Annotated in this window: 23 protein-coding genes; 15 read left to right on the top strand and 8 right to left on the bottom strand. The window is 70.8% G+C overall.

Annotated elements, in window-relative coordinates; genetic code table 11:
* Nucleotides 1-24 precede the first annotated feature (24 nt).
* The 6 genes from NNW99_RS15260 (at nucleotide 25) to NNW99_RS15235 (ending at nucleotide 5,030) form a co-directional block, all read left to right on the top strand.
* Nucleotides 25-480 carry an Lrp/AsnC family transcriptional regulator gene (locus NNW99_RS15260; RefSeq protein ID WP_033314055.1) on the top strand — a complete coding sequence of 152 codons (456 nt, stop codon included), beginning with the start codon at nucleotides 25-27 and terminating at the stop codon, nucleotides 478-480.
* Between the two features lie 45 nt (nucleotides 481-525).
* Nucleotides 526-1,689 (top strand): aminofutalosine synthase MqnE, encoded by a 1,164-nt coding sequence (gene mqnE / locus NNW99_RS15255; RefSeq protein ID WP_215119696.1) that lies wholly within the window; start codon nucleotides 526-528, stop codon nucleotides 1,687-1,689.
* A 49-nt stretch (nucleotides 1,690-1,738) separates the two neighbouring features.
* Nucleotides 1,739-2,263: a GNAT family N-acetyltransferase gene (locus NNW99_RS15250; RefSeq protein ID WP_215119692.1), complete on the top strand. Its 525-nt coding sequence runs from the start codon at nucleotides 1,739-1,741 to the stop codon at nucleotides 2,261-2,263.
* A 74-nt stretch (nucleotides 2,264-2,337) separates the two neighbouring features.
* Nucleotides 2,338-2,637, top strand: a complete 300-nt coding sequence (locus tag NNW99_RS15245; RefSeq protein WP_215119690.1) for a DUF4229 domain-containing protein — start codon at nucleotides 2,338-2,340, stop codon at nucleotides 2,635-2,637.
* Between the two features lie 331 nt (nucleotides 2,638-2,968).
* Nucleotides 2,969-4,282, top strand: a complete 1,314-nt coding sequence (locus tag NNW99_RS15240; protein ID WP_215119689.1) for a dicarboxylate/amino acid:cation symporter — start codon at nucleotides 2,969-2,971, stop codon at nucleotides 4,280-4,282.
* Between the two features lie 79 nt (nucleotides 4,283-4,361).
* Entirely contained in the window at nucleotides 4,362-5,030 is a 669-nt protein-coding gene (locus tag NNW99_RS15235; RefSeq protein ID WP_215119684.1) for a TetR/AcrR family transcriptional regulator, read from the top strand.
* Nucleotides 5,031-5,206: 176 nt separating this feature from the next.
* Here the strand turns inward: NNW99_RS15235 and NNW99_RS15230 are convergent, their stop codons facing one another.
* The gene (locus NNW99_RS15230) at nucleotides 5,207-6,061 is read right to left on the bottom strand and encodes a MaoC family dehydratase (RefSeq protein WP_215119683.1); all 855 of its coding nucleotides are present in this window, start codon (nucleotides 6,059-6,061) and stop codon (nucleotides 5,207-5,209) included.
* On the bottom strand, nucleotides 6,061-7,368 hold the full coding sequence (locus tag NNW99_RS15225; RefSeq protein WP_215119679.1) for a 3-oxoacyl-ACP reductase: 1,308 nt from the start codon (nucleotides 7,366-7,368) through the stop codon (nucleotides 6,061-6,063). Before NNW99_RS15225 ends, NNW99_RS15230 begins: the two co-directional genes overlap by 1 nt.
* Nucleotides 7,369-7,463: 95 nt before the next feature.
* Between NNW99_RS15225 and NNW99_RS15220 the strand changes: the two genes are divergently transcribed.
* From NNW99_RS15220 to kstD, 5 genes are all read left to right on the top strand, one after another.
* A complete protein-coding gene (locus tag NNW99_RS15220) occupies nucleotides 7,464-7,604 on the top strand; it encodes a hypothetical protein (RefSeq protein WP_215124625.1) in 141 nt (46 codons plus the stop codon).
* Between the two features lie 3 nt (nucleotides 7,605-7,607).
* On the top strand, nucleotides 7,608-8,966 hold the full coding sequence (locus NNW99_RS15215; protein ID WP_370869201.1) for an acetyl-CoA C-acetyltransferase: 1,359 nt from the start codon (nucleotides 7,608-7,610) through the stop codon (nucleotides 8,964-8,966).
* Between the two features lie 236 nt (nucleotides 8,967-9,202).
* Entirely contained in the window at nucleotides 9,203-11,125 is a 1,923-nt protein-coding gene (locus NNW99_RS15210; RefSeq protein WP_215119676.1) for a long-chain fatty acid--CoA ligase, read from the top strand.
* Nucleotides 11,126-11,281: 156 nt separating this feature from the next.
* A complete protein-coding gene (locus NNW99_RS15205; protein ID WP_251057809.1) occupies nucleotides 11,282-12,373 on the top strand; it encodes a sugar ABC transporter substrate-binding protein in 1,092 nt (363 codons plus the stop codon).
* A 93-nt stretch (nucleotides 12,374-12,466) separates the two neighbouring features.
* Entirely contained in the window at nucleotides 12,467-14,263 is a 1,797-nt protein-coding gene (gene kstD, locus NNW99_RS15200) for a 3-oxosteroid 1-dehydrogenase (RefSeq protein WP_251057808.1), read from the top strand.
* Here kstD and NNW99_RS15195 read toward each other — a convergent pair.
* The 3 genes from NNW99_RS15195 to NNW99_RS15185 form a co-directional block, all read right to left on the bottom strand.
* Nucleotides 14,260-14,922 (bottom strand): class I SAM-dependent methyltransferase, encoded by a 663-nt coding sequence (locus NNW99_RS15195; RefSeq protein WP_215119673.1) that lies wholly within the window; start codon nucleotides 14,920-14,922, stop codon nucleotides 14,260-14,262. The genes kstD and NNW99_RS15195 overlap by 4 nt on opposite strands.
* A gap of 377 nt (nucleotides 14,923-15,299) precedes the next feature.
* Nucleotides 15,300-15,566 (bottom strand): hypothetical protein, encoded by a 267-nt coding sequence (locus NNW99_RS15190; protein WP_215119671.1) that lies wholly within the window; start codon nucleotides 15,564-15,566, stop codon nucleotides 15,300-15,302.
* 188 nt (nucleotides 15,567-15,754) lie between these two features.
* Nucleotides 15,755-15,958: a cold-shock protein gene (locus NNW99_RS15185; protein ID WP_003992177.1), complete on the bottom strand. Its 204-nt coding sequence runs from the start codon at nucleotides 15,956-15,958 to the stop codon at nucleotides 15,755-15,757.
* Nucleotides 15,959-16,278: 320 nt separating this feature from the next.
* On the opposite strand from NNW99_RS15185, the gene NNW99_RS15180 reads away from it, so the two are divergent.
* Nucleotides 16,279-17,127 carry a menaquinone biosynthetic enzyme MqnA/MqnD family protein gene (locus NNW99_RS15180; protein WP_215119669.1) on the top strand — a complete coding sequence of 283 codons (849 nt, stop codon included), beginning with the start codon at nucleotides 16,279-16,281 and terminating at the stop codon, nucleotides 17,125-17,127.
* Between the two features lie 91 nt (nucleotides 17,128-17,218).
* A complete protein-coding gene (locus tag NNW99_RS15175) occupies nucleotides 17,219-18,958 on the top strand; it encodes a serine/threonine-protein kinase (protein ID WP_215119668.1) in 1,740 nt (579 codons plus the stop codon).
* Here NNW99_RS15175 and NNW99_RS15170 read toward each other — a convergent pair.
* Complete coding sequence (locus NNW99_RS15170) at nucleotides 18,873-19,535, bottom strand: hypothetical protein (protein WP_215119666.1); 663 nt, start codon at nucleotides 19,533-19,535, stop codon at nucleotides 18,873-18,875. The two genes, NNW99_RS15175 and NNW99_RS15170, sit on opposite strands and share 86 nt — an antisense overlap.
* Nucleotides 19,536-19,539: 4 nt before the next feature.
* Complete coding sequence (locus NNW99_RS15165; protein ID WP_215119665.1) at nucleotides 19,540-24,186, bottom strand: FtsK/SpoIIIE domain-containing protein; 4,647 nt, start codon at nucleotides 24,184-24,186, stop codon at nucleotides 19,540-19,542.
* A gap of 368 nt (nucleotides 24,187-24,554) precedes the next feature.
* Between NNW99_RS15165 and NNW99_RS15160 the strand changes: the two genes are divergently transcribed.
* The gene (locus NNW99_RS15160) at nucleotides 24,555-24,854 is read left to right on the top strand and encodes a WXG100 family type VII secretion target (protein WP_215119661.1); all 300 of its coding nucleotides are present in this window, start codon (nucleotides 24,555-24,557) and stop codon (nucleotides 24,852-24,854) included.
* 192 nt (nucleotides 24,855-25,046) lie between these two features.
* Complete coding sequence (locus tag NNW99_RS15155) at nucleotides 25,047-25,520, top strand: hypothetical protein (RefSeq protein ID WP_251057807.1); 474 nt, start codon at nucleotides 25,047-25,049, stop codon at nucleotides 25,518-25,520.
* Between the two features lie 84 nt (nucleotides 25,521-25,604).
* Here the strand turns inward: NNW99_RS15155 and NNW99_RS15150 are convergent, their stop codons facing one another.
* On the bottom strand, nucleotides 25,605-26,396 hold the full coding sequence (locus tag NNW99_RS15150; protein ID WP_215119659.1) for a hypothetical protein: 792 nt from the start codon (nucleotides 26,394-26,396) through the stop codon (nucleotides 25,605-25,607).
* Nucleotides 26,397-26,461: the final 65 nt, after the last annotated feature.

The raw sequence follows: 26,461 nt of genomic DNA, 5'->3' as shown, positions 1-26,461 counted from the left end.
CTTCAGCGGAAGGCTTCGATCGCAATGGACGCGGTGGACAGGCAGCTCATCCAGGCCCTGAGGGAGAACGGCCGGGCCTCCTACGCGGAGCTGGGACGCCTCGTCGGACTGTCGGGACCCAGTGTCACCGACCGCATCAACCGGCTGGAGGCGGCCGGTGTCATCACCGGCTACCGGGCCACCGTCGACGCCGCCTCGCTCGGCCTCGGCGTCACCGCCCTCATCGGCATCTCGCTCTCCGACGCCACCGACCACGAGGACGTGGCGCAGCGGCTGAAGGATCTCTCCGAGATCGAGGACTGCTGGTTCATCGCGGGCGACGACTCGTACATGCTCAAGGTGCGGGCGGCCGACGTCGACGGTCTGGAGAAGATGATCCGCCGGCTCAGCGGCATCGAGGGCGTCTCCCGGACCCGTACGACCATCGTGCTCTCCACCAAGTGGGAGAACCGCGTCGGGGAGCTGCCGGAAGAGGAGTAGGGGCGTAGTCGTACGGTTGGGTCGTCTTCGTAGAAAGGTGTGGGCATGGATCTCGGGCTCAAGCGCGAGCTGGAGGAGAAGGTCAGGGCGGGCGTCCGGCTGACCCGTGAGGACGGCATCGCGCTGTACGAGTCGGACGACCTGGCCTGGCTCGGCGGCCTCGCGCACGAGGTGCGCACCCGCAAGAACGGCGACGTCGTGCACTTCAACGTCAACCGTCACCTCAACATGACCAACGTGTGCACGGCCTCCTGCGCCTACTGCTCCTTCCAGCGCAAGCCGGGGGAGAAAGACGCGTACACGATGCGCATCGAGGAGGCCGTCAAGCTCGCCAAGGCGATGGAGGGCGAGAACCTCACCGAGCTGCACATCGTCAACGGGCTGCACCCGAACCTGCCGTGGCGTTACTACCCCCGGTCGCTGAGCGAGCTGAAGAAGGCACTGCCCGGCGTCTCGCTCAAGGCGTTCACGGCCACCGAGATCCACCACTTCGAGACGATCTCCGGGATGCCGGCCTCCGAGATCCTCGACGAGCTGATCGACGCCGGGCTGGAGTCGCTGACCGGCGGCGGCGCCGAGATCTTCGACTGGGAGGTCCGGCAGCACATCGTCGACCACCGCACCCACTGGGAGGACTGGTCGCGCATCCACCGGCTCGCCCACGAGAAGGGTCTGAAGACCCCGGCCACCATGCTCTACGGCCACATCGAGGAGCCGCGGCACCGCGTGGACCACGTGCTGCGGCTGCGTGAGCTGCAGGACGAGACCGGCGGCTTCCAGGTCTTCATCCCGCTGCGCTACCAGCACGACTTCGTCGACGTGAAGGACGGCAAGGTCCGCAACCGCCTCCAGGCGCGGACCCAGATGGCGACGGGCGCCGAGGCGCTGAAGACCTTCGCCGTGTCGCGGCTGCTGTTCGACAACGTGCCGCACGTCAAGGTCTTCTGGGTGATGCACGGGGTGCAGACCGCGCAGCTGGCCCTGCAGCACGGCGCCGACGACATGGACGGGTCGGTCGTCGAGTACAAGATCACGCATGACGCGGACAACTTCGGTACGCCGAACAAGCTGACGCGTGAGGATCTGCTGGATCTGATTCGCGATGCCGGGTTCCGGCCCGTGGAGCGCAACACGCGCTACGAGATCATCCGCGAGTACGAGGGGGCCGACCCGGAGCGCCGGGAGTCGCCTCAGCCGATGCGGGTCTGACTCGTTTCGGGGCGTGCGGGCGCGTTGTCGTAATAGCTACAATCCCCGCATGCCCCTTACCTTCACGCTCGATCCCGCCGTCACCCCCGAGCTGCGTGACGGCATTCTCGATCTGTGGGCCGATGTCTCCAACGCCGGGGGAGCCGTCGGGTTCGTGCCGCCCGTGGTGCCGGAGGACATCCGGCCCTCGCTGGTGAAGCACTTCGCGTCGATGGCGGAGGGCACGGTCAGGCTGCTCGTCGGGTTCGACGAGGAGGGGCGGGTCGCGGCGACCGCGTTCCTGACCCTCAACACGCACCGCCTGATGACGCACTGGCTGTGGCTGTACACGGTGATGGTGCATCCGAGCCACCAGGGCAAGGGCTACGGCCGTGACCTGCTGGGCGCGGCCGCGGAGGCGGCCCGGGGGCTCGACGGCATCGGGGCGATCCGGCTGACCTGCCGGGGCGGCCTCGGTCTCGAGCGGTTCTACGAGTCCTGCGGCTACAAGGAGGTCGGCCGGATCCCGGGTGCCATCCGGGTGGCGCCGGGCGACGACCGGGACGACGTGATCATGCTGCTGCCGCTGCACTGACCCCCCTGAAAGATCGGCCTCCCGGCGTGCTTCACTGAACCTGGCCCTTTTTGGAATCGGAAGAGTGGATTGAGATGCTCCGCTACACACTGAAGCGCCTCGGAATCTTCGTGGGCTGCCTCGTGGTCGTCTGGGGCCTCGTCTACTCCGGCCTCGCCCCGCGCGGCCTCGGCGACAGCAACGGCCTGTGGATCGTGGCGCTCGCCCTGGTGCTCTCCGCGCCGATCAGCTTCGTCGTGCTGCGCAAGGAGCGCGACCGCGCCTCCGTGCAGATCGTGGAGCGGGTCGACCGTATGAAGGCCAACATGGAGGCAAGTCGCAGCCAGGAGGACTCGGCCGACGAGACGAGCCGGGCGCAGGGCCAGGCCTCGTAAGCTTCCTCACACTCGCGCGCAGCGCCCCGTTTCCGTACATGCTCGGAAACGGGGCGCTTTGCCTTGTATGGGTGCCTGCGCGTTTCTGCCTGTCAAAGCGAGGCTTTGGGGTCCTCAAAGTTCAGGTGTTAAGGTGTCGCGGTGATGAACTCAGCAGTCGTGCCTCTGCAGCCCCGGAGCGTCATGCCCCGGCGGCTCGCACTTGTCGCGCGACTGCACGTGGATCTCTGTCGGTGCGCGTCCGCTAACTGTCGTCTCTGACGTAACGCCAACCCCCGTCGTCTCCCACGTCAGCTCCCCCCCCAACGCGTCCCCCCAACGGAGTCAGTCCGTGTCCTCATACACGAAGTCCTTCAAGGTGCCCTTCTGGGCTCAGATCATCGCCGGTCTCGTCCTCGGTGTGCTGCTCGGCTGGCTCGCCCGCGACCAGGACCTGTCCTGGCTGACCACGACCCTGGAGAAGGTCGGCGACACCTTCATCGGCCTGCTGAAGCTCGCCGTCGCGCCGCTCGTCTTCTTCGCGATCCTCGTCTCGATCACCAACCTGCGGAAGGTCAACAACGCGGCCCGCCTGGCCTCGCGCACCCTCCTGTGGTTCATGGTCACCTCGCTGATCGCGGTGAGCATCGGCCTGGTCATCGGCCTGGTCACCAACCCCGGCGCCGGTACCGGCCTCACGCCCAAGGACGGCGCGAAGCCCGACGAGACCGGCTCGTGGATCGACTTCCTGACCGGCATCGTGCCGACCGACGTGATCACGCCGTTCACCGAGCTGAACGTCCTGCAGATCGTCTTCATGGCCGCCGTCGCCGGTATCGCCGCGCTCCAGCTCGGCGAGAAGGCCCAGCCGATCCTCAACCTGAGCGAGTCCGTCCTGGAGCTGCTCCAGAAGGCGCTGTGGTGGGTCATCCGGCTCGCCCCGATCGGCACCGTCGGCCTCATCGGCCACGCCATCGCCACGTACGGCTGGGACCTGATCGGCAAGTACGCGACGTTCACCGTCGACATCTACGTCGGCTGCGCGATCGTGCTGTTCGGCGTGTACCCGGCGCTGCTCGCGACCGTCGCCAAGGCCAACCCGATCCAGTTCTTCAAGGGCGCCTGGCCCGCGATCCAGCTGGCCTTCGTCTCCCGCTCCTCCGTGGGCACGATGCCGCTGACGCAGAAGGTCACCGAGCGGCTCGGCGTGCCGAAGGAGTACGCGTCCTTCGCGGTGCCGTTCGGCGCCACGACCAAGATGGACGGCTGCGCCGCGATCTACCCCGCGATCGCCGCGATCTTCGTCGCCCAGATCTTCGACATCCAGCTCGGTGTCGGCGACTACCTGCTGATCGCGTTCGTCTCGGTGGTCGGCTCCGCCGCCACGGCCGGCCTGACCGGCGCGACGGTCATGCTGACCCTGACCCTCTCCACCCTCGGCCTGCCGATGGAGGGTGTCGGTCTGCTCCTCGCGATCGACCCGATCCTCGACATGATCCGCACCGCGACCAACGTCGCCGGCCAGGCCCTCATCCCGGTCCTGGTCGCCGCCCGGGAGAACCTGCTCGACCGCGAGGCCTACGCCACGGCGGACGGCTCCTCCCTGGACGACCCGTGGGACGAGAAGCGGGACGCGGAGCGCGAGCAGGTGCCCGCCGCGGTGTGACGGGCTGACGTCGTCCCCCTGGCCGGTCCGCTTCGGTTCACGACCGAGGGCAGGCCGGGGGGACCGTACGCTAAGCCGTATGGGTGCCGTGAAGACCAAGCGGATGCCGCGTGCGGTCCGCGAACAGCAGATGCTGGACGCCGCCGTGCGGATCTTCGGCCAACGCGGCTACATGGCCGCGTCGATGGACGAGATAGCCGAACTTGCGGGCGTGTCCAAGCCGTTGGTCTATCTGTACCTGAACTCCAAGGAAGACCTCTTCACCGCCTGCATCCGCCGCGAGGCCAAGTCCCTCGTCGAGGCGGTGCGGGCCGGGGTCCGGCCCGATCTGCCTTCCGACCGGCAACTCTGGGAAGGGCTCGGGGCGTTCTTCGCGCACACCGCCCGCAACCCGGACGCCTGGTCGGTCCTGCACCTCCAGGCCCGCACCCACGGCGAGCCGTTCGCCGCCGAGGTCACCGCGATGCGCGAGGAGATCGTCGCGTTCGTGACGCAGCTCATCCTCACCGGTGCTCGTGAGGCCCACCACGACCCCGACCTCCCGGAGCGCGAGGTCGCCGGCCTCGCCGAGGCCCTGGTCGGCGCCGCCGAATCCCTCGCCGCCTGGGCCAACGCCACCCCCGGCGTCACGGCCCGCCAGGCCGCGGCCACGATGATGAACTTCGCGTGGGCGGGGCTGGGCGACCTCATGGCGGGACGACCGTGGTCCCCGCAGGGGGAGGAACGGGCGGAGCATCAGGGCGGGTAGCTGCCCTGGCGGGCGGTGGTGGCCGGCTGGCGGTGGTGTGCCGGGCCGTTGGCCGGCCGGGTGGACGCCCGGGGTTTCGGGCCGGTCGGGCTGCCCGGCTCTCGCGGCCGGGCAGGCAGGGGCGGGTGGCTGAGCAGGCGTCGGCCGGGTAGCTGCCCGGCAGGTGGCCCGGGCGGTTACGCCGGGTGGACATCCCCCGCCACATGCACCCGCTCGTCCCCGTCCCGCAGTTCGAAGCGGCCGTTCTCCGCCGCGTACGTCACCGTCCCCGGCAGCAGGACCGGTGCCTTGAAGGCCGCGCGTGCGTGGCAGGAGTCCGGTGTGCCGTGGGCGGCCAGGCAGCGGGCGAGGGTCCACATGCCGTGGGCGATGGCCCGGGGGAAGCCGAAGAGGCGGGCGGTGAGGGGGTGGAGGTGGATCGGGTTGCGGTCTCCGGAGGCGGCGGCGTAGCGACGGCCGACGTCCTCGGCCAGCCGCCACTCGGCGACGGTGGGCAGCGGTTTGCGGACCTCCTCCGCAGACCCGACATCCTCGGCGGGCCGTCGCGTGCGGTGCCGGGCGAGGTAGGTGCTGCTCGACTCCCAGACGACGTCCCCGCCTTCGCGCACCTCGGTGACGACCGTGGCCTCCGTGCCGCGGCGGTGCGGTGCCAGTCCGTCGACCCGTACGGCGAGTTCGTACGCGCCGGTCGCCGGCATCCCCCGATGCCGGGTGACGGTGATCGACGTGTGGACCAGGCCCAGCAGCGGCAGCGGGAAGTCCCGGCCGCTCATCAGCCGCATGGCCAGGGGGAATCCGAGCACCTGCGGATACGTCAGCGGCAGCGCGTCCTCCCCGGTCGGGAACCCGCAGACCCGCTCGTACGCCGCCAGCCGCGCGAGGTCGACCCGCAGGCCGGGCAGGACGAGCCGGGTGCGGGGGAACTCCGCGTCGGGGGCGGGCCGTTTGAAGGGGGACAGCAAGGCGCCGCGGGCGAGGAGCGGGGCCAGGGAAGGCGGCCCGGTGAGGACGAGAGCGGGGGCGTCGGTCATCACGCCCCCAGCAGGCTCTGGCCGCAGACGCGCACGACCTGGCCGTTGACCGCGCCCGAGCCCGGGTGCGCGAGCCAGGCGGTGGTCTCGGCGACATCGACCGGAAGACCGCCCTGGGCAAGGGAGTTCATGCGGCGGCCCGCCTCGCGGATGAACAGTGGGACGGCGGCCGTCATCTTCGTCTCGATGAAGCCCGGCGCGACGGCGTTGACCGTCACCCCGTGCTCGGCGAGCGCGCGCGGCGCGAGGGAGCGGACCAGGCCGACGATGCCCGCCTTGCTCGCCCCGTAGTTGGTCTGTCCCGTGTTGCCGGCGAGGCCCGCGATCGAGGCCGTCGCCACGATCCGGCCGCCCGGCCGCAGCGCCCCGGCCTTCAGCAGCGCGTCGGTCGTGCGCAGCACGCTCGCCAGGTTCACCTCCAGCACCGGGATCCAGCGCTCGGCCGGCATGTTCACCAGCCGCCGGTCGCGGGTGATGCCCGCGTTGTGGATGAGCAGGTCGAGGCCGTCCGGCAGGGCCTCGGCGATGCGCGCGCCCGCGTCGGCGGCCGTGATGTCGAGGAGCAGGGCGGTGCCGCCGAGCCGGTCGGCGACGCGCCGGGCGTCCTGTTCGGCCCCGGGCACATCGAGGACGACGACCCGGGCGCCGTCCCGCGCGAGTGTCTCGGCGACCGCCTCTCCGATGCCGCGCGCGGCGCCGGTGACCAGGGCGGTCCGGCCGGACAGGGGACGGTCCCGGTCGACAGGCACCTCAGGCTCCTCGCCGGCCCCCACCTCGATCATCTGCCCGCTGACATACGCCGACTTGGGCGACAGCAGGAAACGGAGCGTGGTTTCGGCGGCGGACGCGTCCGTCAGCCGGACCAGGTTCACCGTCCTGCCCTGGCCGATCTCCTTGCCGAGGGAGCGCGTGAAGCCCTCCAAGGCCTGCTGGGCGGCGGCCTGGTGATGGTCGGCCGGGTCGAGCGGCGCGCCGAGCACGACCACGCGGCCGCTCGGGGTGACCGACCGTACGACGGGATGCAGGGCCGCGTGCACCTCGGCCAGTCCCTCGACGTCCCGCACCCCGCTCGCGTCCAGGACGACGGCGGCGGCCCGGTCGGCTCCGGCCGGGGCGATGCCCGTACGGGCGAGGACCGGGGCGAGGTCCAGGCCGGACCGGCCGGCAGTGAGGTGACGCAGGCCGCCGTCCAGGGCCGGGCGCTCGGCGGACCAGCGGATCAGCGCCGCGGGCTCGGGCAGGCCGAGGCGGCGGGTGAGGAAACGGCCGGGCGCGGTACCGGTGAAGCGCAGATAGCGGTCGGCCATTCCAACTCCCAGCTGCCGGAGGACACTCGCTCTTCCTTACTCTGGAGTAAGGTTACCGGAGGTAATGCTACGTCACAGGCGAGGAGCAGGTCGAGATGAGCCCTCAGCGGATCGCGCCCTCGGTACGGCGCGTGGCGATCATCGGCGGCGCACGCATCCCGTTCGCCCGCTCCGACGGCCCCTACGCCACCGCCTCCAACCAGCAGATGCTCACCGCCGCCCCAGGGCCTGTCTGACAAATCCCCGCCTGCTCTGCGACGCCTGGCACGCACGCTCGCCGCGTTGCCGAACCGCCCACGTGGCTCCTCCCCCACTCTCGGCTGCGCTCGAGCGGGGGACCCCCATCGAGGACGCTCCGGCGCCTTGCGATCGCACGCACCAGACGCCGCAGAGCCCGCCCTTCGGGCGGACGACGGGGATTTGTCAGACAGGCCCTCGACGGCCTCGTCGAGCGGTACGACCTCCAGGAACCCGGAGCGGTGGGCGAGTTCGTCGCGGGAGCCGTCCTCAAGCACAGCCGCGACTTCAACCTCGCCCGCGAGGCCGTCCTCGGCTCGACACTGCACCCGAGCACCCCGGCCTACGACATCCAGCAGGCCTGCGGCACCGGACTCCAGGCCGTCATCGCCGCCGCCAACAAGATCGCCCTCGGCCAGACGGAGTCGGCGGTCGCGGGCGGCGCCGACACGGCCAGCGACGCACCCCTCGGCGTCAATGACCGCCTGCGCCGCATCCTGCTGGAGGCCCGGCGCGCGAAGTCGGCGGGCGCCCGACTGAAGGCCCTCGCGAAGGTGCGCCCCTCCCATCTCGTCCCCGACATCCCGCGCAACGCCGAGCCGCGCACCGGGCTGTCCATGGGCGAACACGCCGCCGTCACCGCCCGGGCCTGGGGCATCGGTCGTACGGCCCAGGACGAACTGGCCGCGGCGAGCCATGGGCGGCTGGCGACGGCGTACGAACGCGGCTTCTTCCAGGACCTGGTGATCCCCTTCCGGGGCCTCGCCCGCGACCAGAACCTGCGCCCCGGCTCGACCGCCGAGAAACTGGCCGCCCTGAAGCCGGTGTTCGGCCTGGACCACCCCGACCCGACCATGACGGCGGGGAACTCGACCCCGCTGACGGACGGGGCGGCGACCGTCCTGCTGGCGAGCGAGGAGTGGGCCCGGGAGCGCGGCCTGACACCGCTGGCGTATCTGACCGCGTACGAGACGGCCGCCGTGGACTTCGTCGACGGCGATGTCGCGGGCGGCGAGGACGGTCTGCTCATGGCACCGGCGTACGCCGTTCCGCGCATGCTGGAGCGGGCCGGGCTGAAGCCGGCCGATTTCGAACTGATCGAGATCCACGAGGCGTTCGCCTCCCAGGTGCTGGCGACGCTCGCCGCCTGGGAGAAGCGGGGTCTGGGTGCGGTGGACCGCGACCGGCTGAACGTCGCCGGCTCGTCCCTCGCCACCGGGCACCCCTTCGCCGCCACCGGCGCCCGGATCGTGGCCACGCTGGCCAAGCTCCTGGCCGAACGGGACGCGCCCGCACGCGGACTGATCTCGGTGTGCGCGGCGGGCGGGCAGGGGGTGACGGCCGTTCTGGAGCGGGCATGACGGCGGCCGGGGGGGGCACCAAAACTGAAGGTCCCTCACGTAACCCCCGAGATTGCACAGGCCCGGCTCCGGACCATCCCCGAACTCGCACAAACCCGCCACGTGAGGGCCGTACGATCCCGTTCCTACCGGCAGTAACCCCTTTCTGCGTGTTCAGCCGGTTGAGCGCCTCGGCGTGCGAGGCACGTACGTCCATGCAGCAAGCAGTTCACCGCTGCACGCCCCAGGAGCCGCCCGTGTCCACTGCGTATCCCTCCTCCGCCTACGGCGACGACGTGTACGGAGGGCCGGTCCTGGTCGAACCCGAGACGCGGCGGCTGGACGGGGTGGTGCGGGAGGCCGCCGTACCGCCGCTGGCGCCGCCCTGGACGCACGGATCGCTCGCCGACCTGCCGTTCGACAACGCGAGCGCGGCGCCGGATGCCGTGGTGCTCAGCCGCAAGGACGCCGAGGGGAACTGGAGCGACGTCACCGCCGCCGAGTTCGCCGCCCAGGTGCTCGCCGTGGCGAAGGGCCTGATCGCCGAGGGCCTGATGCCGGGCGACCGGGTCGCCGTGATGGCCCGCACGATCTACGAGTGGACGGTCCTGGACTTCGCCGCCTGGTCGGCCGGACTGGTCACCGTCCCCATCTATCCCACGTCCTCCGTCTTCCAGGCCCGCTGGATCCTCCAGGACTCGGGCGCGGTCGCCCTGGTCACCGAGACCGCCGGGCAGGCCGCCGCCCTCGGCCCCGAGCGCGAACGCCTGCCGGACCTCCAGCACATGTGGGTCGTCGACAAGGGCCATGTCGACCGGCTCGCGGAGGCCGGGGAGCACTTGGCCGACCAGGAGGTGGAGGTGCGGCGCGGCATGCTGGGCCCCGACACGCTCTCCACCCTCGTCTACACCTCGGGCACGACGGGCCGCCCCAAGGGCTGCGCCCTCACCCACGGCAACTTCTTCGCCGAGGTCGACAACGCCATCGAGCTGCTCTACCCCGTCTTCAAGACGAAGACCAGCGAAGAGGCCTCGGTCCTGCTGTTCCTGCCCATGTCCCACGTCTTCGGCCGCATGGTCGCGATCGCCTGCATCCGCGCCCGGGTGCGGCTGGGCCACGCGCCGAGCATCAAGGCCGACCAGCTGCTGCCGGACCTGGCGAGCTTCCGGCCGACCTGTCTGCTGGCCATCCCGTACATGCTGGAGAAGGTCTTCAACTCGGCCCGCGCCAAGGCCGAGGCGAGCGGCCGGGTGACCTCCTTCGACCGCGCGGTGTCGGTGGCGCGGCGCTACGGCGAGGCGGTGGAGGCCCAGCAGACGGGCACCGGCCCGGGCCCCTCCCGCGCCCTGAAGACCGCCCGGATCTTCTACGACCCCCTGGTCTTCCGCCGGATCCGCAACGCCATGGGCGGCCGGGTCCGCTACGCGATCTGCGGCGGTTCACCGCTGGGCCGCCGCCTCTCCGCGTTCTACGCCGGAGCCGGCATCGAGATCTTCGAGGGCTACGGCCTGACCGAGACCACCGGCGCCTCCACCGTCACCCCGCCCCTCAAGCCCCGTCTGGGCACCGTCGGCTGGCCGCTGCCCGGCACCCGTGTCCGTATCGCCGCCGACGGCGAGATCCTCCTCGCCGGCGACCATGTGCTGCGCGGCTACTGGGACCCCCAGGCCGGCGGCGTCGTCCCCGCCGCCCCCGACGGCTGGCTCGCCACCGGCGACCTCGGCGAACTGGACGACGAGGGCTACCTCACGATCACCGGCCGCAAGAAGGAACTGCTGATCACCGCGGGCGGCAAGAGCGTCGCCCCGGCCCCGCTGGAGAACTGGCTGCGGTCCCACCCGCTGATCTCCCAGTGCCTCGTCCTGGGCGACGGCCGCCCCTTCGTCTCGGCCCTGATCACCCTCGACCCGGACGGGATCACCCACTGGCGCCAGATGAACGGCAAACACCCCGTACCGGCCAAACTGCTCGTCGACGACGAGGATCTGCGCGCCGTCCTCCAACGCGCCGTCGACGAGGCCAACAAGATGGTCTCCCGCCCCGAATCCATCCGCGCCTTCGCGATCCTCCCCGAGGACTTCACCGAGGAAGCGGGCCATCTGACCCCCTCGATGAAGCTCCGCCGCCAGGCCGTACTGCGCGCGTTCACCGAAGAGGTCGAGGGGCTGTACGCACGCTGAGACGGCCGGGCGTGAGGCGGCCTTTGCGATGTCTTCACACGATTTTCTTGACGCCGCACGCCGTCTCCCCTTGGCTTTCGAGCAATCCCGTCGCGATGCTCCCTCCCCCCACGGAAGGCACCACCAGTGAAAGCGCGTAACACCCGTCGGACCGCTGTGCGCCCTGTCGCCATAGCCCTGGCGGTCTCCGTATCGGCCCTGTCCCTCTCCGCGTGCGGCGACGACGGGAGTGACGACACCGCCGTGCAGAAGGGCAACGACATCACGGTGGGCCTGCTGCTGCCCGACCGGGACACGGCCCGCTTCGAGAAGTTCGACTACCCCCTGATCAGGGACGAGGTCGCCTCCCTCACGGAGAACAAGGGCAAGGTCCAGTACGCCAACGCCGAGTCGAGCGTGTCCAGACAGAGCCAGCAGTTCCAGAAGATGATCGCCGACAAGGTCGACGTCATCCTGGTGGACGCCCTGAACTCCAAGAAGATCGCCTCGGACGTGAAGAAGGCCAAGGACGCCGGCATCCCGGTCATCGCCTACGACCGGCTCGCCGAGGGCCCGATCGACGCCTACGTCTCCCACGACAACGAACTCGTCGGGCAGGTGCAGGGCCGCGCCATCATGAGCGAGCTCGGCGAGAAGTCCCAGAACGACAAGGTCGTCATGATGAACGGCGACCCCGGCGACCCGAACACGGCCCGGTTCAAGGACGGCGCGCTGAGCGAGCTCCAGGGCCAGGTGGACATCGTCGAGCAGTACGACACCAAGGAGTGGAAGCCCTCCATCGCCAAGGCGAACATGGAGAAGGCGATCCGGGCCGTCGGGCTGAACAACATCGCCGCCGTCTACTCCGCCAACGACGGCATGGCGGGTGCCGTCATCGAGGCGCTGGAGGAGGCGGGCGCCACCAAGATGCCGCCGGTGACCGGGCAGGACGCCAACCTGGACGCGGTACAGCGGGTCGTGTCGGGGGAGCAGTACATGACCGTGTACAAGTCCTTCCTGCTGGAGGCGACGAACGCCGCGAAGATCGCGGTCGCCAAGGTCCAGGGCCGCCAGATCGAGTTCGCCGCGCTGACCCGGGAGACGGTCGACAGCCCGACGGCGAAGAACATCCCGGCGATGCTGGTGCCGGTGGTCGCCCTCACCAAGGACAACATCAAGGAGACGGTGATCACGGACGGGGTCTACACGGTGAAGGACATCTGCACCTCGAAGCTGGAGGCGGACTGCGCGGCCATCGGTCTCGAGTAGGTCGGTCCGGCTCCTGACTCCCGTGTCTGTCTCTTGACTTCGCGGGGTGCCCGCGCGACATTCCCCACCCCCGTCCGTCGCGCTGGAGCCGTCATGACCACTGACCCGAACTCCGCACCACCTACTGGTTCCCCTTCCGGGGCTCCTTCGCGGGCGCCTTCCCGAAGACGAGTGCTGGCCGGTGCCGCGGGTGCCGGGTTCGCCGTCGCCGCCGGGGTGCGGCAGGGCGCCCACGCCGCCGACTTACCCCCGCTCGGCACGTACGACGTCGTCGTCATCGGCTCCGGTGCGGCCGGGATGACGGCCGCGCTGACCGCCGCCGGGCAGGGGATGAGCTGCGTCGTCCTGGAGAAGGCCCCGACCTTCGGCGGCTCGGCCGCCCGTTCCGGCGCCGGGATCTGGATCCCGAACAACCCGGTGCTCCTGGCGGCCGGTGTCCCGGACACCCCGGCGAAGGCCGCCGCGTACCTCGCCGCCGTCGTCGGCCCGGACATCCCCGCCGACCGGCAGCGCGCCTTCCTCGCCCACGGCCCGGCCACGATCTCCTACGTCATGGCCCACAGCCCCCTGCGCTTCCGCTGGATGGAGGGCTACAGCGACTACTACCCGGAGCTGCCCGGCGGCCTGCCGAACGGCCGCTCCATCGAGCCCGACCAGCTCGACGGCCGCATCCTGGGCCCCGAGCTGGCCCGGCTGAACCCGCCGTACATGGGCGTGCCCGCCGGGATGGTCGTCTTCAGCGCCGACTACAAGTGGGTCACCCTGGCCGCGGTGAACGCCAAGGGCGCGGCCGTGGCGGCCCAGTGCCTGGCCCGGGGCACGGCGGCGGCGCTGCGCGGCGAGAAGCCGCTGACCATGGGCCAGTCGCTGGCGGCGGGGCTGCGTGCGGGACTGCGGTCGGCCGGGGTGCCGGTGTGGCTGAACACGCCCCTGACCGACCTGCACGTCGAGAACGGCACGGTCACCGGAGCGGTCGTCACCCGCGACGGCGCCCCGGGCCTGGTCCGCGCCCGCCGGGGCGTGATCGTCGGCTCCGGCGGCTTCGAGCACAACGCGGCCATGCGCGCACGCTTCCAGCGCCAGCCCATCGGCACGGACTGGACCGTCGGCGCCAAGGAGAACACCGGCGACGGCATCCTGGCGGGGGAGCGGCTCGGGGCGGCCCTCGACCTGATGGACGACGCCTGGTGGGGCCCGGCGATCCCGGTCCCGGGCCAGCCGTACTTCTGCCTCGCCGAACGCACCCTCCCCGGCGGTCTCCTGGTCGACGGGTCCGGCCGGCGCTTCGTCAACGAGGCCGCGCCCTACAGCGACGTCGTCCACACCATGTACGACGCACCCGAGGCCATCCCGTCCTGGCTGATCACCGACCAGAACTACCGCAACCGCTACCTCTTCAAGGACGTCCTGCCGACCCTGCCCCTCCCCGCCGCCTGGTACGACTCCGGCGCCGCGCACAAGGCCTGGTCCCTGGACGCCCTCGCGGCCTCGATCGGCGTCCCGGCGGCGGCCCTGCGCACGACCGTCGACCGCTTCAACTCCCAGGCACGGCGGGGTGAGGACCCCGACTTCCACCGCGGCGACAGCGCCTACGACCACTACTACACGGACCCGTCCGTCCTGCCGAACTCCTGCCTGGCGCCCCTGTGGCTGCCCCCTTACCACGCCTTCCGCATCGTCCCCGGCGACCTCGGCACCAAGGGCGGCCTGCTGACGGACGCCCGGGCCCGCGTTCTGCGGGAGGACGGCTCGGTCATCCCGGGCCTCTACGCCGCGGGCAACGCGAGCGCGGCGGTCATGGGCCACAGCTACGCGGGCGCGGGGTCGACCATCGGCCCGGCGATGACGTTCGGATACATCGCGGCGAGGGACATCGCGGGGACGCTCTAGCCGGTGGGCGTCACCGGCTTACGGGCCACGAGACAGGCCTGGGGGACCGGCTCGCCGAGCTCCTCGTCGGCCTCCCGTACGGTCCGGGAGCGCAGGGCGAATCCGGCGGCTTCGAGCAGGGCGACCATCTGCTCCGGCCGACGCCGCCGGAAGTCCAGCGCCACCTTGTGCCCGAAGGCCTCCTCGTAGCGACGCCGGGGCTCGTCCCCGGCCTGGAAGCCGAGCAGCAGATGCCCGCCGGGCCGCAGCACGCGGTGGAACCCGGCGAAGAGGGCGGGCAGGTGGTCCAGGGGGGTGTGGATGCTCGAATACCAGGACACGACCCCGTCGAGCGAGCCGTCGGGCAGCTCCAGCTCCAGCATCGAGCCCTGCTCGAACCGCAGGCCGGGGTTCTCGCGGCGGGCGATCGCGAGCATCGACTCCGACAGATCGAGCCCGAAGACCGACACCCCCCGCTCCGCCAGAAACGCCGTCACCCGCCCGGGCCCACACCCCAGATCGGCAACCTCGCCCCCTTCCCCCACCATCTCCGCGAACCCGGCCAGCAGCCCCCGGTCCAGGGGCGTCATCCCATCCAGACCAGGGAAGTGACGGGCGTAGTCCTCGGCCACGGTGTCGTAGAAGGTACGGGTCTCGATCAAGAAGTCGACGTCGGTCATGGCCCGAGACCCTACTGCGGGGGGTGGTGGGCTTGCCCGGGGTTTGGCGGTCGATCTCTGCGGCTTGGCGTCTCCGCGCCGGGGTGGTGCCGCTCGCTGCTGGATCCGCTGGTCTCCGCGTGTCTGGACGCCCCCCAGCCCGTGCGGCGCGCCTGCCTGCTCGCCGCCAGCGGCCTGTCCCTCTGGCCCCTGCTCAGAGCCCGTGCTGCTCCCCTGCCTGCCGTGACCGTCCCTCGGCTTGGTGGGACTGCTCGGGCCTGGGCCCTTCGCCCGCAGGCTCCCCCTGGCTTCGAGTGCCATGACCTCGGCGCCCTGGCCAGCCTTCTCGCGCCCACTTCGCCCCGGCCGGCTCTCTCCTGCGCCCCTGGCCCCTGCGCCTAGCTGGCCGGTTCGTCTCCCCGGCCTTCGGCCTGGTCCGCGGCGGCCCTGGCAGCCCCGGCCCCCGCCGCCGCTCCGATCGCCGTGCCCAGGCCCAGGCCCAGTGCGAGTCCCAGGCCGATGTTGTCGAAGACGGTCATGCCCAGGGACAGGCCGAGGGCCGTGCCGAGGGACAGGCCGAGTGAGACGCCGGTCGCCAGATGGTTGTGCGCGGGAGTTCCGCTTTCCTGCTCGCCGTTCTCGGCGTTCTCTTCATGTTCCTGCATCCGGACATCTTCTCCCGGCCGGTGCGAGAGCCGGTCAGAGCCCCCTGGTCCGCCCCGCCACAGCGGAGCGTCCCGCAGAATTCGCCGGAAATTCATCGGCCTCTGGCGGGAAGGGGAGAACCGGAAGAGGAGGGGAAAAGGCAGGAGCCCCGACGCCTGACGGCGCGGGGCTCCTTGGGTACTACTGATCAGACCGGCGTGACGTTCTCAGCCTGCGGACCCTTCGGGCCCTGCGTGACGTCGAAAGACACCTGCTGGTTCTCCTCGAGCGAGCGGAAGCCGCTCGCGTTGATCGCGGAGTAGTGGACGAAGACGTCGGGGCCGCCGCCCTCCTGGGCGATGAAACCAAAGCCCTTTTCGGCGTTGAACCACTTCACGGTTCCGGTAGCCATAAGCCCTCCTTGGGCCCAAAAGGGTTGCCCTGCTCCAGAACCAGCAAGTGTGAAGATGAATTCTGCACAACTGCATACGTCTGAGAATGACGAGAGCCCGCGGTCACATGCTCCGCAGGCTCTGTACTGCAAGGGAAACCAAACTGCAACTTGCGATGAGCCTAGCACGCAGGCCCCGGAATGCAATAGGGGTCAAGATCACGTCACCCGAATGTTTGAACATCCCTCCGCCACCTGGCTCAGAGGGCCTCTGTGGCCGATCACGAACCCTCGGCGGGGCCGGACGCCGACCACTGGGCCGAGAGGGCTAGCCTCACGATGTGGACAATCCTCGCACCCGGCCGCGCGTCGGCCACATCCAGTTCCTGAACTGCCTGCCCCTCTACTGGGGGCTCGCCAGAACAGGCACACTCCTCGACTTCGAGCTGACGAAGGACACCCCGGAGAAGCTCAGCGAGAAGCTGGTGCAGGGCGAACTCGACATCGCCCCGATCACCCTGGTCGAGTTCCTCAAGCACGCGGACCAACTGGTCGCCTTCCCCGACATCGCCGTCGGCTGCGACGGCCCGGTGATGTCGTGCGTGATCGTCTCGCAGGTCCCCCTGGACCGGCTCGACGGCGCCCGCGTCGCCCTCGGCTCGACCTCCCGCACCTCCGTCCGCCTCGCCCAGCTGCTCCTCGGCGAGCGCTACGGCGTACGGCCGGACTACTACACGTGCCCGCCCGACCTCAGCCTGATGATGCAGGAGGCCGACGCGGCCGTCCTCATCGGCGACGCGGCGCTGCGCGCGAACATGCTCGACGGGCCGCGCTTCGGCCTGGACGTGCACGACCTGGGCGCCCTGTGGAAGGAGTGGACGGGCCTGCCGTTCGTCTTCGCGGTCTGGGCGGCACGCCGCGACTACCTGGAGCGCGAGCCGGTCCTCACCCGCAAGGTGCACGAGGCCTTCCTCGCCTCCCGCAACCTCTCCCTTGAGGAGGTCGGCAAGGTCGCCGAGCAGGCCGCCCGCTGGGAGGACTTCGACGAGGAGACCCTCGCCCAGTACTTCACGACACTCGACTTCCGCTTCGGCGGCCCGCAGCTGGAGGCGGTCGCCGAGTTCGCCCGGCGCGTCGGCCCGACGACCGGGTTCCCGGCGGACGTGAAGGTGGACCTGCTAGAGCCGTGAGCGGGCGCTCCTCGCGCACTACTCTGCTGGGAGTGCAGGCGGACGGGGGCCCACCCGGGCTTCCGGACGCCTACGGGGGAGGGGTGACGCCATGCGGCCGCTCGAAGTCGACGAACCCACCGTCGTGGGGCCCTACCGGCTGCTCGGCCGACTGGGCTCCGGCGGGATGGGCCGGGTCTATCTGGGCCGCAGCGCCGGAGGCCGTACGGTCGCCGTGAAGATCGTGCACCCGCACTTCGCGCTGGACGAGGAGTTCCGGGCCCGCTTCCGCCGCGAGGTCGAGGCCGCGCGCCGGGTGGGCGGCGCGTGGACGGCGCCGGTCCTGGACGCGGACCCGGAGGCACGGGTGCCGTGGGTGGCGACGGCGTACGCGGCGGGCCCCTCGCTGTCCGCCGCGGTGGCGGACTTCGGCCCCTTGCCGGCCCACACCGTACGCGCCCTGGGAGCAGGGCTCGCCGAGGCGCTGGCGGCGGTGCACGAGCTGGGCCTGGTGCACCGCGACGTGAAGCCGTCGAACGTCCTGCTCACGCTCGACGGCCCCCTGCTGATCGACTTCGGCATCGCCCGGGCCACGGACGGCACGGCGTCCCTGACCTCCACGGGCGTCTCGATCGGCTCCCCCGGCTACATGTCGCCCGAGCAGATCCTCGGCAAGGGCGTCACGGGCGCGGCGGACGTCTTCTCCCTGGGCGCGGTCCTGGCGTACGCCGCCACCGGCCGGCCGCCCTTCCCCGGTGACTCCTCGGCGGCCCTGCTCTACAAGGTCGTCCACGAGGAGCCGGAACTCGGCCTGCTCGACGGGGAGCTGCGGTCCCTCACGGCCGCCTGCCTGACGAAGGACCTGGCCGCACGGCCCGCCCCGGCGGAGCTGGCCCGACGCCTGGCTCCCGAGGGCGCGGCCCGGCTGGTGACGGGCGGGTGGCTGCCGGGGGCGCTGGTGGAGCAGGTGAGCCGGGGCGCCGTACAGCTGCTGAACCTGGAGGCGGCGGGGCCGGGAGGCGGGGGGCTTTCGGGGCCGGTGGGGTTCAGCAGCCCTTCTGTGGGAGTGGGGGAGAGGGAGCCAGGGGAGTCGGCTGAAGCTGTTGGGACGGTTGGGACGGCTGGCACTGCCGGGGCTGCCGAGCCCGGGGTGTTCGGCCCGCCGCCGGTCATGCCCACACCAGCCCCGGCGCCGCCCTTCCCGGCCGTACCCGCACCCCGCGACGAAGGCCCGCAGGACATGACCCCGTCGTCCACCGGGCGCCGCCCCGGCAAGGTCACCGTCTCCGTGGCCGCGACGTCCACGCCCGAGGGCGGCGGGCGGGTGCGGAGGCTGAGCTGCTCGGTCGCCCTGGCCGTCGCCGGGGCGATGGCGGCCGTGACGATCGGCTCGGTGTTCGTGTTCGACCTGCTGCCGGGACGGGGCGGCCAGAACGACACGGGCGACTCGGGCGCCGGCGCCGACGCGCAGCCGTCGGCGAGCGACGCCGCCCCGGGCGGGGCGGTGCCCGCCGCCTATCTCGGCACCTGGGAGGGCCAGGGCACCGCCCTGGACGGCAATCTGCCCCTCGGCACGTTCCGGATCACGGTCGAACGGGCCTCCGTCGGCCAGGAGCTGGGCCGGCTCCGCCAGACGGACCAGATCGGCGGCGTCTGTATCGACGTACTGACCCTGAAGCAGGTGACGAAGAAGGAGCTCGTCGCGACGTCCGTGGGCGCGAAGACCAACCACAGCGGCTGCAACCCGGCCGCCACGACGGTCCACCTCAGCCCGGTGGGCGACGACCTCCGGTATCGGTCGGAGAGCGAGGAGTCGGGGCGGCCTCAGGCTCGGATGTCGAAGGTGCGGTAGCGGACCGGCCTCCGTATTTCACGAACAGGGTGATCAGCAGCGCGGCCGACGCGAGGGTGGCGACCAGGCCGACGGCCCACAGCCACGGATAGTGCACATGCACCCAGCAGGGGCCGCCCTCGCTGTAGCAGTCGTAGTCCCAATCGCGGCGCCGCTTGGGCCGTACGGTCGTGAAGATCACCCCGACGACCAGATACCCCGCGGCCAGCCCGGGCAGGGACGCGGCCACCCAGCCCAGCGAACGCGCCGTGCTCTTCTTCCAGTCCATCCGGGTCAGCGGCGCCGCCCAGGCCAGGAAGACCAGCGGCACCAAGACCCCGACGGTGGCGGCGAAGGCGTACCCACCACCGGGCCACGCGGGAGCGACGTCGCCCCAGAGGTCGTGGCCCCAGTACATGTCGAAGAAGACCAGTGGCATCAGCAGGAGGACGAAGCCGACGAGGCTCCCGCAACCCCCGAGACAGCTCCAGTCCCGCTTCCTCGGCTCGTCGGTGTTCTGGCGGCCCGGCCGGTGCTCGTACCGCAGCGCCGGCCCCGCCGCCTTCCTCCGCTTCGGCTTCGCCGATCCCCCGCTCAACGCCTCACCCCGGGATGACGACGGTCCGCAGCTCCCCGTCCCCGAGGTGCAGCATGCCCTTGCCCGGGGCGACCTGGCCGCCGACCATGCTGCGGTTCAGGCGGAGGCCGATGAGGTCGCCGCTGGAGGACTCCTGCGGGGAGAGCAGGATGCCGCGGCGGGCCTTCTTGGCGTCGACCTGCCAGCCGGAGAAGCCGCTGCACACGTCCTCCTCGTCACCGGCGATGACCATGGCGAGGCCGCGTTCGGCGCCGCGGGAGACCAGCTTCTTCATCTGGCTCTCGGCGTCGCAGTCCTCCAGGATCTCGCCGTCGTCGATGAGGACGGCGATCGGCTCCTCCAGGGACGCCTGGTCGATGAGCTCCTCGAACTCGTCCTCGTCGATGTCGTCGCCGGTGAAGACCTTCAGTACGCCGTCCGCGCCGTCGAGCTGGCGCAGCAGCGACTGGCGTGGCGCCGCGATCACCAGACGCGTGCCCTTGGCCAGGAAGGACTGCGCGAAGTTCCACAGCACCGTCGAGCGGCCCGACTTGGCCGGACCCGCGACGACGAACGCCGGCACGCCCTGCGCCAGGTCCGGGCCGAAGCCGACGATCTCGTCGCCGCCGATGCCGACCAGACCCCACAGAGGCGAGCGCGACGCGTCCGGGTCGCGCATCTCCCAGGCCTCCGGGAAGGAGATGCGGCTGGGCAGGCTGTCCACGCGGAACGGGCGCCGCGTGCGCGGGACCTCGGCGTCACGGGCCGCGGCCGCCTCGCCGATCGCCGCCAGCGCGGCCGCCTGACCCTGACCGGTCGTGTCCTCGGCGAGCAGCGCGAACTGCGTCTCCGTACCGAACTCGTTGCGGAAGGCACGGCCCGGCGGGATCTCCTCGGGCACCTTGCGGGCCGGGATGCCGAGCGCGGAGAAGTCGCTGCGGTCGGCCAGCCGCAGACCGTACTTGTCCTCGGTGAGCGTCGCGATACGGCCGACGAGCAGGGTCCGGTCACCGGTGAGGACCAGGTGGATGCCGACGCTCGCGCCCTCGCGCATCATCGTCTGCAACTCGTCCGTGAGCGAACCGTGGTCGATCTCGCCGAGCGTGGGCACCCAGCCCTCCCAGCGGTCCAGCAGCACGACGATGTGCGGCAGCCGCTCGTCCTCGGCGACCGAGGACCGCTGCTCACCGATGTCCGCGAAGCCCTTGTCCGCCAGCAGGTCCTGGCGCCGCCCCATCTCGCCCTTGAGCCGGTTGACGAGCCGTACGACCCGCTCGGTCTGGTTACGGCCGACGACCGCGCCGCAGTGCGGCAGCCGGGTGAGGGCGTTGAGCGCGCCGTTTCCGCAGTCGATGCCGTAGAGGTGCACATCGGCGACCGAGTGCGTACGGGCGATGGAGCCCGCGAGCGTGCGCAGCACCTGGGAGCGGCCGCTGCGCGGGGCACCGCCGATCATCAGATGGCCGAAGGAGGCGAAGTCGATGGCGACGGGGCGCCGGGCCTGGCTGGCGGGCAGGTCCTCGATGCCGTACGGGGCCGGCGGCAGCTTGCCGGGGCCGCCCGCGAACGCGGGGAGTTCGACGTCGTCCAGCAGCAGCGTCTCGTCGAGCGCGGGCAGCCACGGGCTGTGCTGCGGCGGGATGCCGAGCGAGCTGTTGGCGTCGCGGATCGTGTCGACGAGGACCTTGAGGTCGGTGATCTCCTCTTCCTCACGGGCCTCCGCCTTGGGCTTGACCAGCGCAGCCCGGCCCAGGTCCTCCCAGGTCAGCGGGCCCACCCAGGGCATGAGCACGGCCGGGTCGGCCGCACCGGGCCGACGGCCACCCACGCGCCCCGACTGGAAGGGGACCAGGGAGGCGTGGCCGAGGCGGGCGTAGGCGCGGCCCGGGGTGTTCTTGGAGATGTGCCCGGCCTCGGGCGAGTCGATCACGTCGGACGACTCACCGCCGTCCGTCACGCGCAGCGCGATACGGAGGTTGGTGTTGGCGCGGATCTCGGGCGACACGACACCGGACGGCCGCTGGGTGGCCAGCAGCAGATGGATGCCGAGGGAACGGCCTCGCTGGGCGATGTTCACGAGCCCGGTCACGAAGTCGGGCAGGTCACGCACCATGGACGCGAACTCGTCGATGACGATGAGCAGCCGGGGCACCGGCTGGTGCGAGGGATCCCGGCGCACCAGGTCCTGGTAGTCCTCGATGTCCTTGGTGTCGGCGGAGGCCAGGATGTGCTCGCGCCGGTGCAGCTCGGCACCCAGCGACTCCAGGGCCCGCTCCACCAGGTGGGCGTCGAGGTCGGTCACCATGCCGACGGTGTGCGGCAGATGCACACAGTCCTTGAAGGCCGCGCCACCCTTGTAGTCGACCAGCACGAAGGTCATGTTCTCGGGCGTGTTCGCCACGGCCAGCGCCGCCACGATGGTCTGCAGCAGCTCCGACTTACCGGAACCCGTCGTACCGGCGATGAGGCCGTGCGGACCGTCCTTGCGGATGTCGATCCCGAACGCCCCGTCGTACGACTCACCGATGACGGCCAGCGTCGACTGCCCGCCCATCCGCCACCGCGCCGTGATCGCGTCACTCGTCGGCGGCTCCAGCTGCAGCACGTCCAGCAGCCGGCTCGAACCCGGCAGCGCCGAGTCCTCGGTCTCCCCGCTGATGTCCCGCAGCGCCGACAGCGACCGGGCGAGCCTGAGGCACCAGGCCGCGGAGACGAAGTCGGGCCGTACGTCCTTCAGCCGCTCCGCACCGGCCTCCTCGACGCGCAGCCGCAACTGCTCGCTGCGCCCGGCCTGTTCGGGCTGCTGGGAGGTGGTGTGCCAGGCCTGGAAGGAGGGGAACCCGCCGGCGACCTGCTGCTGGGCCTGCTGCGGGACCTGCTGGGCGGGCTCGTACTCCTGGGCCTTCGGCTCGGCGACGACGTACGCCTGGCACTCGCCGGGCAGGAACCGCTCCTCGGCGTCCAGGCAGATGGCGAACATGGACACCGCGGGCCCCTCGCGCAGCAACCGCACGACGCCGGGGAGGGACCGCAGCCGCCGGGACCCGTCCCACACGACGACGATGTCGGGATCGCTGAAGCTCGAACCGGCCTGCGACTTGTTCTCCTCGGCGGCCTTCTTGCGCGCGTCGAGGATCTGCGTCAGCTCGCCGATCCGGGCACCGACGGTCTCGGCGTCGGTCCCGATCAGCGCGTTGACGTCCTGCCCGCCGGACGGCCGGGCGTGCGGCAGCCAGCGCGTCCAGTCCCAGGACTCCTGCGCGGCGTTCTCGCTGAGTACGTAGAACTGCACGTCCATCGGGCTGTGCAGCGCCGCGGTCTGCGCCACGGCCCACCGCCCGAGAGCCCGGGCGGAGTCCCCGGGCCCGGCCATGCCGATCACCCCGAGGGTGCGCAGATGCAGCGCGACCGGGGCGTCCTCGATCTTCCAGGTCACGTGCCGGCGGTGGTCGTCCTGCTCGGGGTCGTCGAGCACGACCTCGGAGGGCAGCTGCCCGGTCCCGAACCGCACGAGCAGATGATCACGGTCGGTGCGCCGCCGCTCCCAGAGCCGGGTCCGCGGCCCGGTCCCGAGGGCGAGGACGGTCGCCGGATCGGGAAGGGCATGCCGCCGGTCGGTCCGCTCGGCGACGAGCGCGTCCTGCGCGTCCTTCTCGATCCGCTCCTTCTGCTCCTTGTACTCCTCGACCTGCTTGGCATGGGACTTACGCCCGTGCTTCTTGTCGTTGTAGTAGTTCGCGAAGAGCAGGATCGGGGCCAGGCCGGCCATGATCAGGTAGTACCACTTCTGGAAGATCAGCACCGACACGACGGCACCGACGAGCGGCGTCAGCGCCATCAGCCAGGGCAGCGGCCGGGCCTCGTAGTCACGGGGCGGCGACGGCAGCCGGAAGTTGGTCTGCCGCTCGGGCGGACGCAGCCGCGGAGGACGGTTGTAGTCCAGACCGACCCCGTCGTCGGACCACTTCAGGGCCGCGTTCGGGGGCGTGTACCGGGTGAGTTCGAGCAGGCTGTTCCCGAGGGCGATCTGCCCCCCGAGGGGCCACGCACCGGGCCCGCCCTTCTTCTTCTCGCCGCTGTCGTCCTTCTGCTTCTGCTTCTTCTTCTCGCTCTTCTTGTCGCCGGGCTCTTCCTTCTCGCTCTCGGCGAGGGATGTGCCGTCGAGGGTGACGTGCTCCTTGTCCATGTGCACGGCGACCTGGCAGGTGCCGTCGGTGGCCACGGAGAGGGTGAGGGCCCGGGCGTCGACCTCGGGATCGTCGATACGGATGTACGAGGCGGCCCCGCTGCCGATGTCGTACCGCCCGACCCCGAGCCGGTGCACGAACCCGGCGGCCGGCCCGCCGACGACCCGCAGCTCCACGAGCCCGGTGGGCTCACCCGGCAGACACCCGGACGGATCCTGAAGGCTGACGACGGCGCCCTCGCGCAGGGGCGAACCGACGACGGTGGCGTGCGGATCGACGGGGTAGCCGTCGACGTAGACCAGAGGCGCGTTGTTCGCCGGCGCGTGCCGCTGCTGTCCGAGCGGGATGACCTGCGCCCCGCTGTGCCCCACCTGCTTGGCCAGCTCCTGGGCGATGTCCCCCACGGTGGACTCAGGATCGGCATCGAGCACGACGTCGGCGGTGCCACCGCCGTACGGGTCGACGACGGTCAGAGTCAGGCGCACGACTAGTCCTCCCCGTGCCACTGGGCCGGTGTGGCCGCTGTGGTCCATGTCGCTGCGTCCGCGTCCGCCGCCTGTTCGCTTCAGTCACGCGGGTCACAGTCGTAAGGACGATATCCGTTCGGTACGACAGTGGGGCAATGGGGAGGCGCCGAGACGTTCCCTTTGGCAACGTCGTGCACGACTTCATGACGTCTCGTTCACAAGCCGGGGATGTGGCACCACTGGCCACACCCGTAAGCTGCAGACGCAAGAGCGGACGATCACACCGGTTGCCACGTGCGACCAGCAACTCGGCCTACGGGCCGACGAGTCCGCAAACAGGGAGCCACGGGGGTTGGCCCTGCGGCGTTGTGAAAGGGAGCGGCTTCATGGCCAAGGACCTTGACATCACATATCAGGACATGCGGGAAGCTGCCAAGCATGTCGTGAAGGAGAAGGAAAAGCTCCAGGAGAAGCTCGACGCTCTCCGCAAGTACATCAACAACCTCGTCCAGTCCGGCTACGTCACGAAGAGCTCCTCGAAGGCGTTCGACGAGAACTTCGACGAGTTCGTGAACGGTACGAAGACCACGCTGGACGGTCTGGACGGCATGGGGGACTACCTCACCATGGCGGCCGACAAGTTCGAGCAGATCGACGAGGAACTGGCGAAGCAGGCTCGGAAGTAGCCGTGAGACGCCGGTCCGGTGCGGCAGCGGACGCTGCACGCACCGGACCGGCGTTCGCCCGGTCGGGGATCGTCAGCCGGCGTGAGGGGACGACAGGTGCGGAGATCAGCCGAAGACGCAGGAACCAACCGCAGGTTCGAGGCCCGAGACGGCCTGGGGATCGCTGGGGTGGTTGTCTGTCTGGTGGTCGGCATGGGAGTGATCCTGCTGGTCATGGGGCTGTGGAAGCGATTCGCGCGTGAGACGGTACCGATGCTGGTGGACCTGCCCGGTGGTTCCTGGGCGGTCGGTGGCGTCCTTGGCGTGATCACCGTGCTCGGAGCGATCGGAGCGTTGCGGTGTGCGGCCGGAGCCTCGGACCGGACACGCCTGTCGCGTGGCATGCATACCGCGGGCACGGCGGCCTGCTGCCTGGCCGCGTTCGGGCCGCTCTTCTATCTGCTGAGCGGTCTGCCCGGCAAGAACTGCCGTTCGGAGAGCTGCGCCTACATCCCCGGTACCGGCAGTGCGTTTCTGGCCTACATCATCAGTGCCGTGCTGGTGGGCTTGCTCGTCTACCGCTGGATCAGCGCACGGGCGGAGGAAGACGCGGCTCGGGAGCGGGAACGGATGCGGAGGCTGCGGAAGAAGGGGAAGGGGAAGAGCCGGGCAGGGCGCCAGCGCTAGAACGCCCCGGCGGCGACGATGACACCGCCGAGCCTTTCCACACAACGTGGACGAAGCATCGGCGTCGGCGCCTGCGCCCTTCGTTCAGTCCCGTGAAGCCCGGCCGGACGGGGGTGCGGGCGCTCGCAGGCGTCGTCGCTCGGCAAGCCCTTCGGGCGACCAGTCCTCCAAGTGGTACTGCCACAGGTCGACTGTGTTGCCGTCCCCGTCCATGACCACGTCGTGGGTGGAGTGCCCGAAGAAGGCATCGGTGGTACTCGGCGCCAGGACTTCGACGCGATGACAGCCGCACTCGCTGCGCGTGACCACCGGAGGGCCTGCGTCCGGGGCATGGGCCGACGCGAAGGTCTCGGCTGTCTTGCGTTGGGCCGGTGTGAGGGAATCCAACGGTACGAAGTCAAGCCGGTCGACGAGGTATCGCATGAGGCGATCCCGGCCAGAGGTGCGCAACCTGCACCAGGAGCCGTCGGTGAAAACGACCTTGACATCATCGCCGTCCTTGAAGTCCCTGCGCTCGATGCTCCCGATGGCGGCGCGCGGGGTCTCCCAGAGCACGGTGTCGTCGACGCGCTTGTACTCCCGTTCGGAGAAGGGCATGCCGACGATGACCAGGCGCCTGTCGGTGACGATCAGGTGCGTGCGGTAGTGCTTCTGCTTCGCGCGCGCCGGGTCCAGCTGCCATGGCAGGGAACGGGCGATGGTGCCGGGCGCGGCCCACATGACGGGAAAGTCCTCGACTTCGTCGGCCGGGTCGTCGGACGAGCGGGAGCCCGAACGTGACGAGGAGCCGCTGAGATTGCCGCCGAAGGCGGAGAGGAACGCCATGATGAGGACTCCGACGGTCAGCGCCGTACCCCTGAGGGCGCTCCCGACCACCGCGCCACCCGTCGAACGGGCGGCATGCCCCGGTCCTTCGGGCCAGCCGTCCAGCTCATTCTGTA

It is taken from the genome of Streptomyces sp. CRCS-T-1, assembly GCF_024442335.1.
In the GTDB taxonomy this organism is placed as follows: Bacteria; Actinomycetota; Actinomycetes; order Streptomycetales; family Streptomycetaceae; genus Streptomyces; species Streptomyces koelreuteriae.
This window is presented reverse-complemented; position numbering and strand designations above follow the sequence as displayed.

Excerpts from the sequence above, each read along its gene's own strand:
- NNW99_RS15260 (WP_033314055.1), top strand. The coding sequence starts at position 25 with ATGGACGCGGTGGACAGGCAGCTCATCCAGGCCCTGAGGGAGAACGGC.
- mqnE (WP_215119696.1), top strand. The coding sequence starts at position 526 with ATGGATCTCGGGCTCAAGCGCGAGCTGGAGGAGAAGGTCAGGGCGGGC.
- NNW99_RS15250 (WP_215119692.1), top strand. The coding sequence starts at position 1,739 with ATGCCCCTTACCTTCACGCTCGATCCCGCCGTCACCCCCGAGCTGCGT.
- NNW99_RS15245 (WP_215119690.1), top strand. The coding sequence starts at position 2,338 with ATGCTCCGCTACACACTGAAGCGCCTCGGAATCTTCGTGGGCTGCCTC.
- NNW99_RS15235 (WP_215119684.1), top strand. The coding sequence starts at position 4,362 with ATGGGTGCCGTGAAGACCAAGCGGATGCCGCGTGCGGTCCGCGAACAG.
- NNW99_RS15230 (WP_215119683.1), bottom strand. The coding sequence starts at position 6,061 with ATGACCGACGCCCCCGCTCTCGTCCTCACCGGGCCGCCTTCCCTGGCC.
- NNW99_RS15225 (WP_215119679.1), bottom strand. The coding sequence starts at position 7,368 with ATGGCCGACCGCTATCTGCGCTTCACCGGTACCGCGCCCGGCCGTTTC.
- NNW99_RS15220 (WP_215124625.1), top strand. The coding sequence starts at position 7,464 with ATGAGCCCTCAGCGGATCGCGCCCTCGGTACGGCGCGTGGCGATCATC.
- kstD (WP_251057808.1), top strand. The coding sequence starts at position 12,467 with ATGACCACTGACCCGAACTCCGCACCACCTACTGGTTCCCCTTCCGGG.
- NNW99_RS15195 (WP_215119673.1), bottom strand. The coding sequence starts at position 14,922 with ATGACCGACGTCGACTTCTTGATCGAGACCCGTACCTTCTACGACACC.
- NNW99_RS15190 (WP_215119671.1), bottom strand. The coding sequence starts at position 15,566 with ATGCAGGAACATGAAGAGAACGCCGAGAACGGCGAGCAGGAAAGCGGA.
- NNW99_RS15185 (WP_003992177.1), bottom strand. The coding sequence starts at position 15,958 with ATGGCTACCGGAACCGTGAAGTGGTTCAACGCCGAAAAGGGCTTTGGT.
- NNW99_RS15175 (WP_215119668.1), top strand. The coding sequence starts at position 17,219 with ATGCGGCCGCTCGAAGTCGACGAACCCACCGTCGTGGGGCCCTACCGG.
- NNW99_RS15160 (WP_215119661.1), top strand. The coding sequence starts at position 24,555 with ATGGCCAAGGACCTTGACATCACATATCAGGACATGCGGGAAGCTGCC.
- NNW99_RS15155 (WP_251057807.1), top strand. The coding sequence starts at position 25,047 with ATGGGAGTGATCCTGCTGGTCATGGGGCTGTGGAAGCGATTCGCGCGT.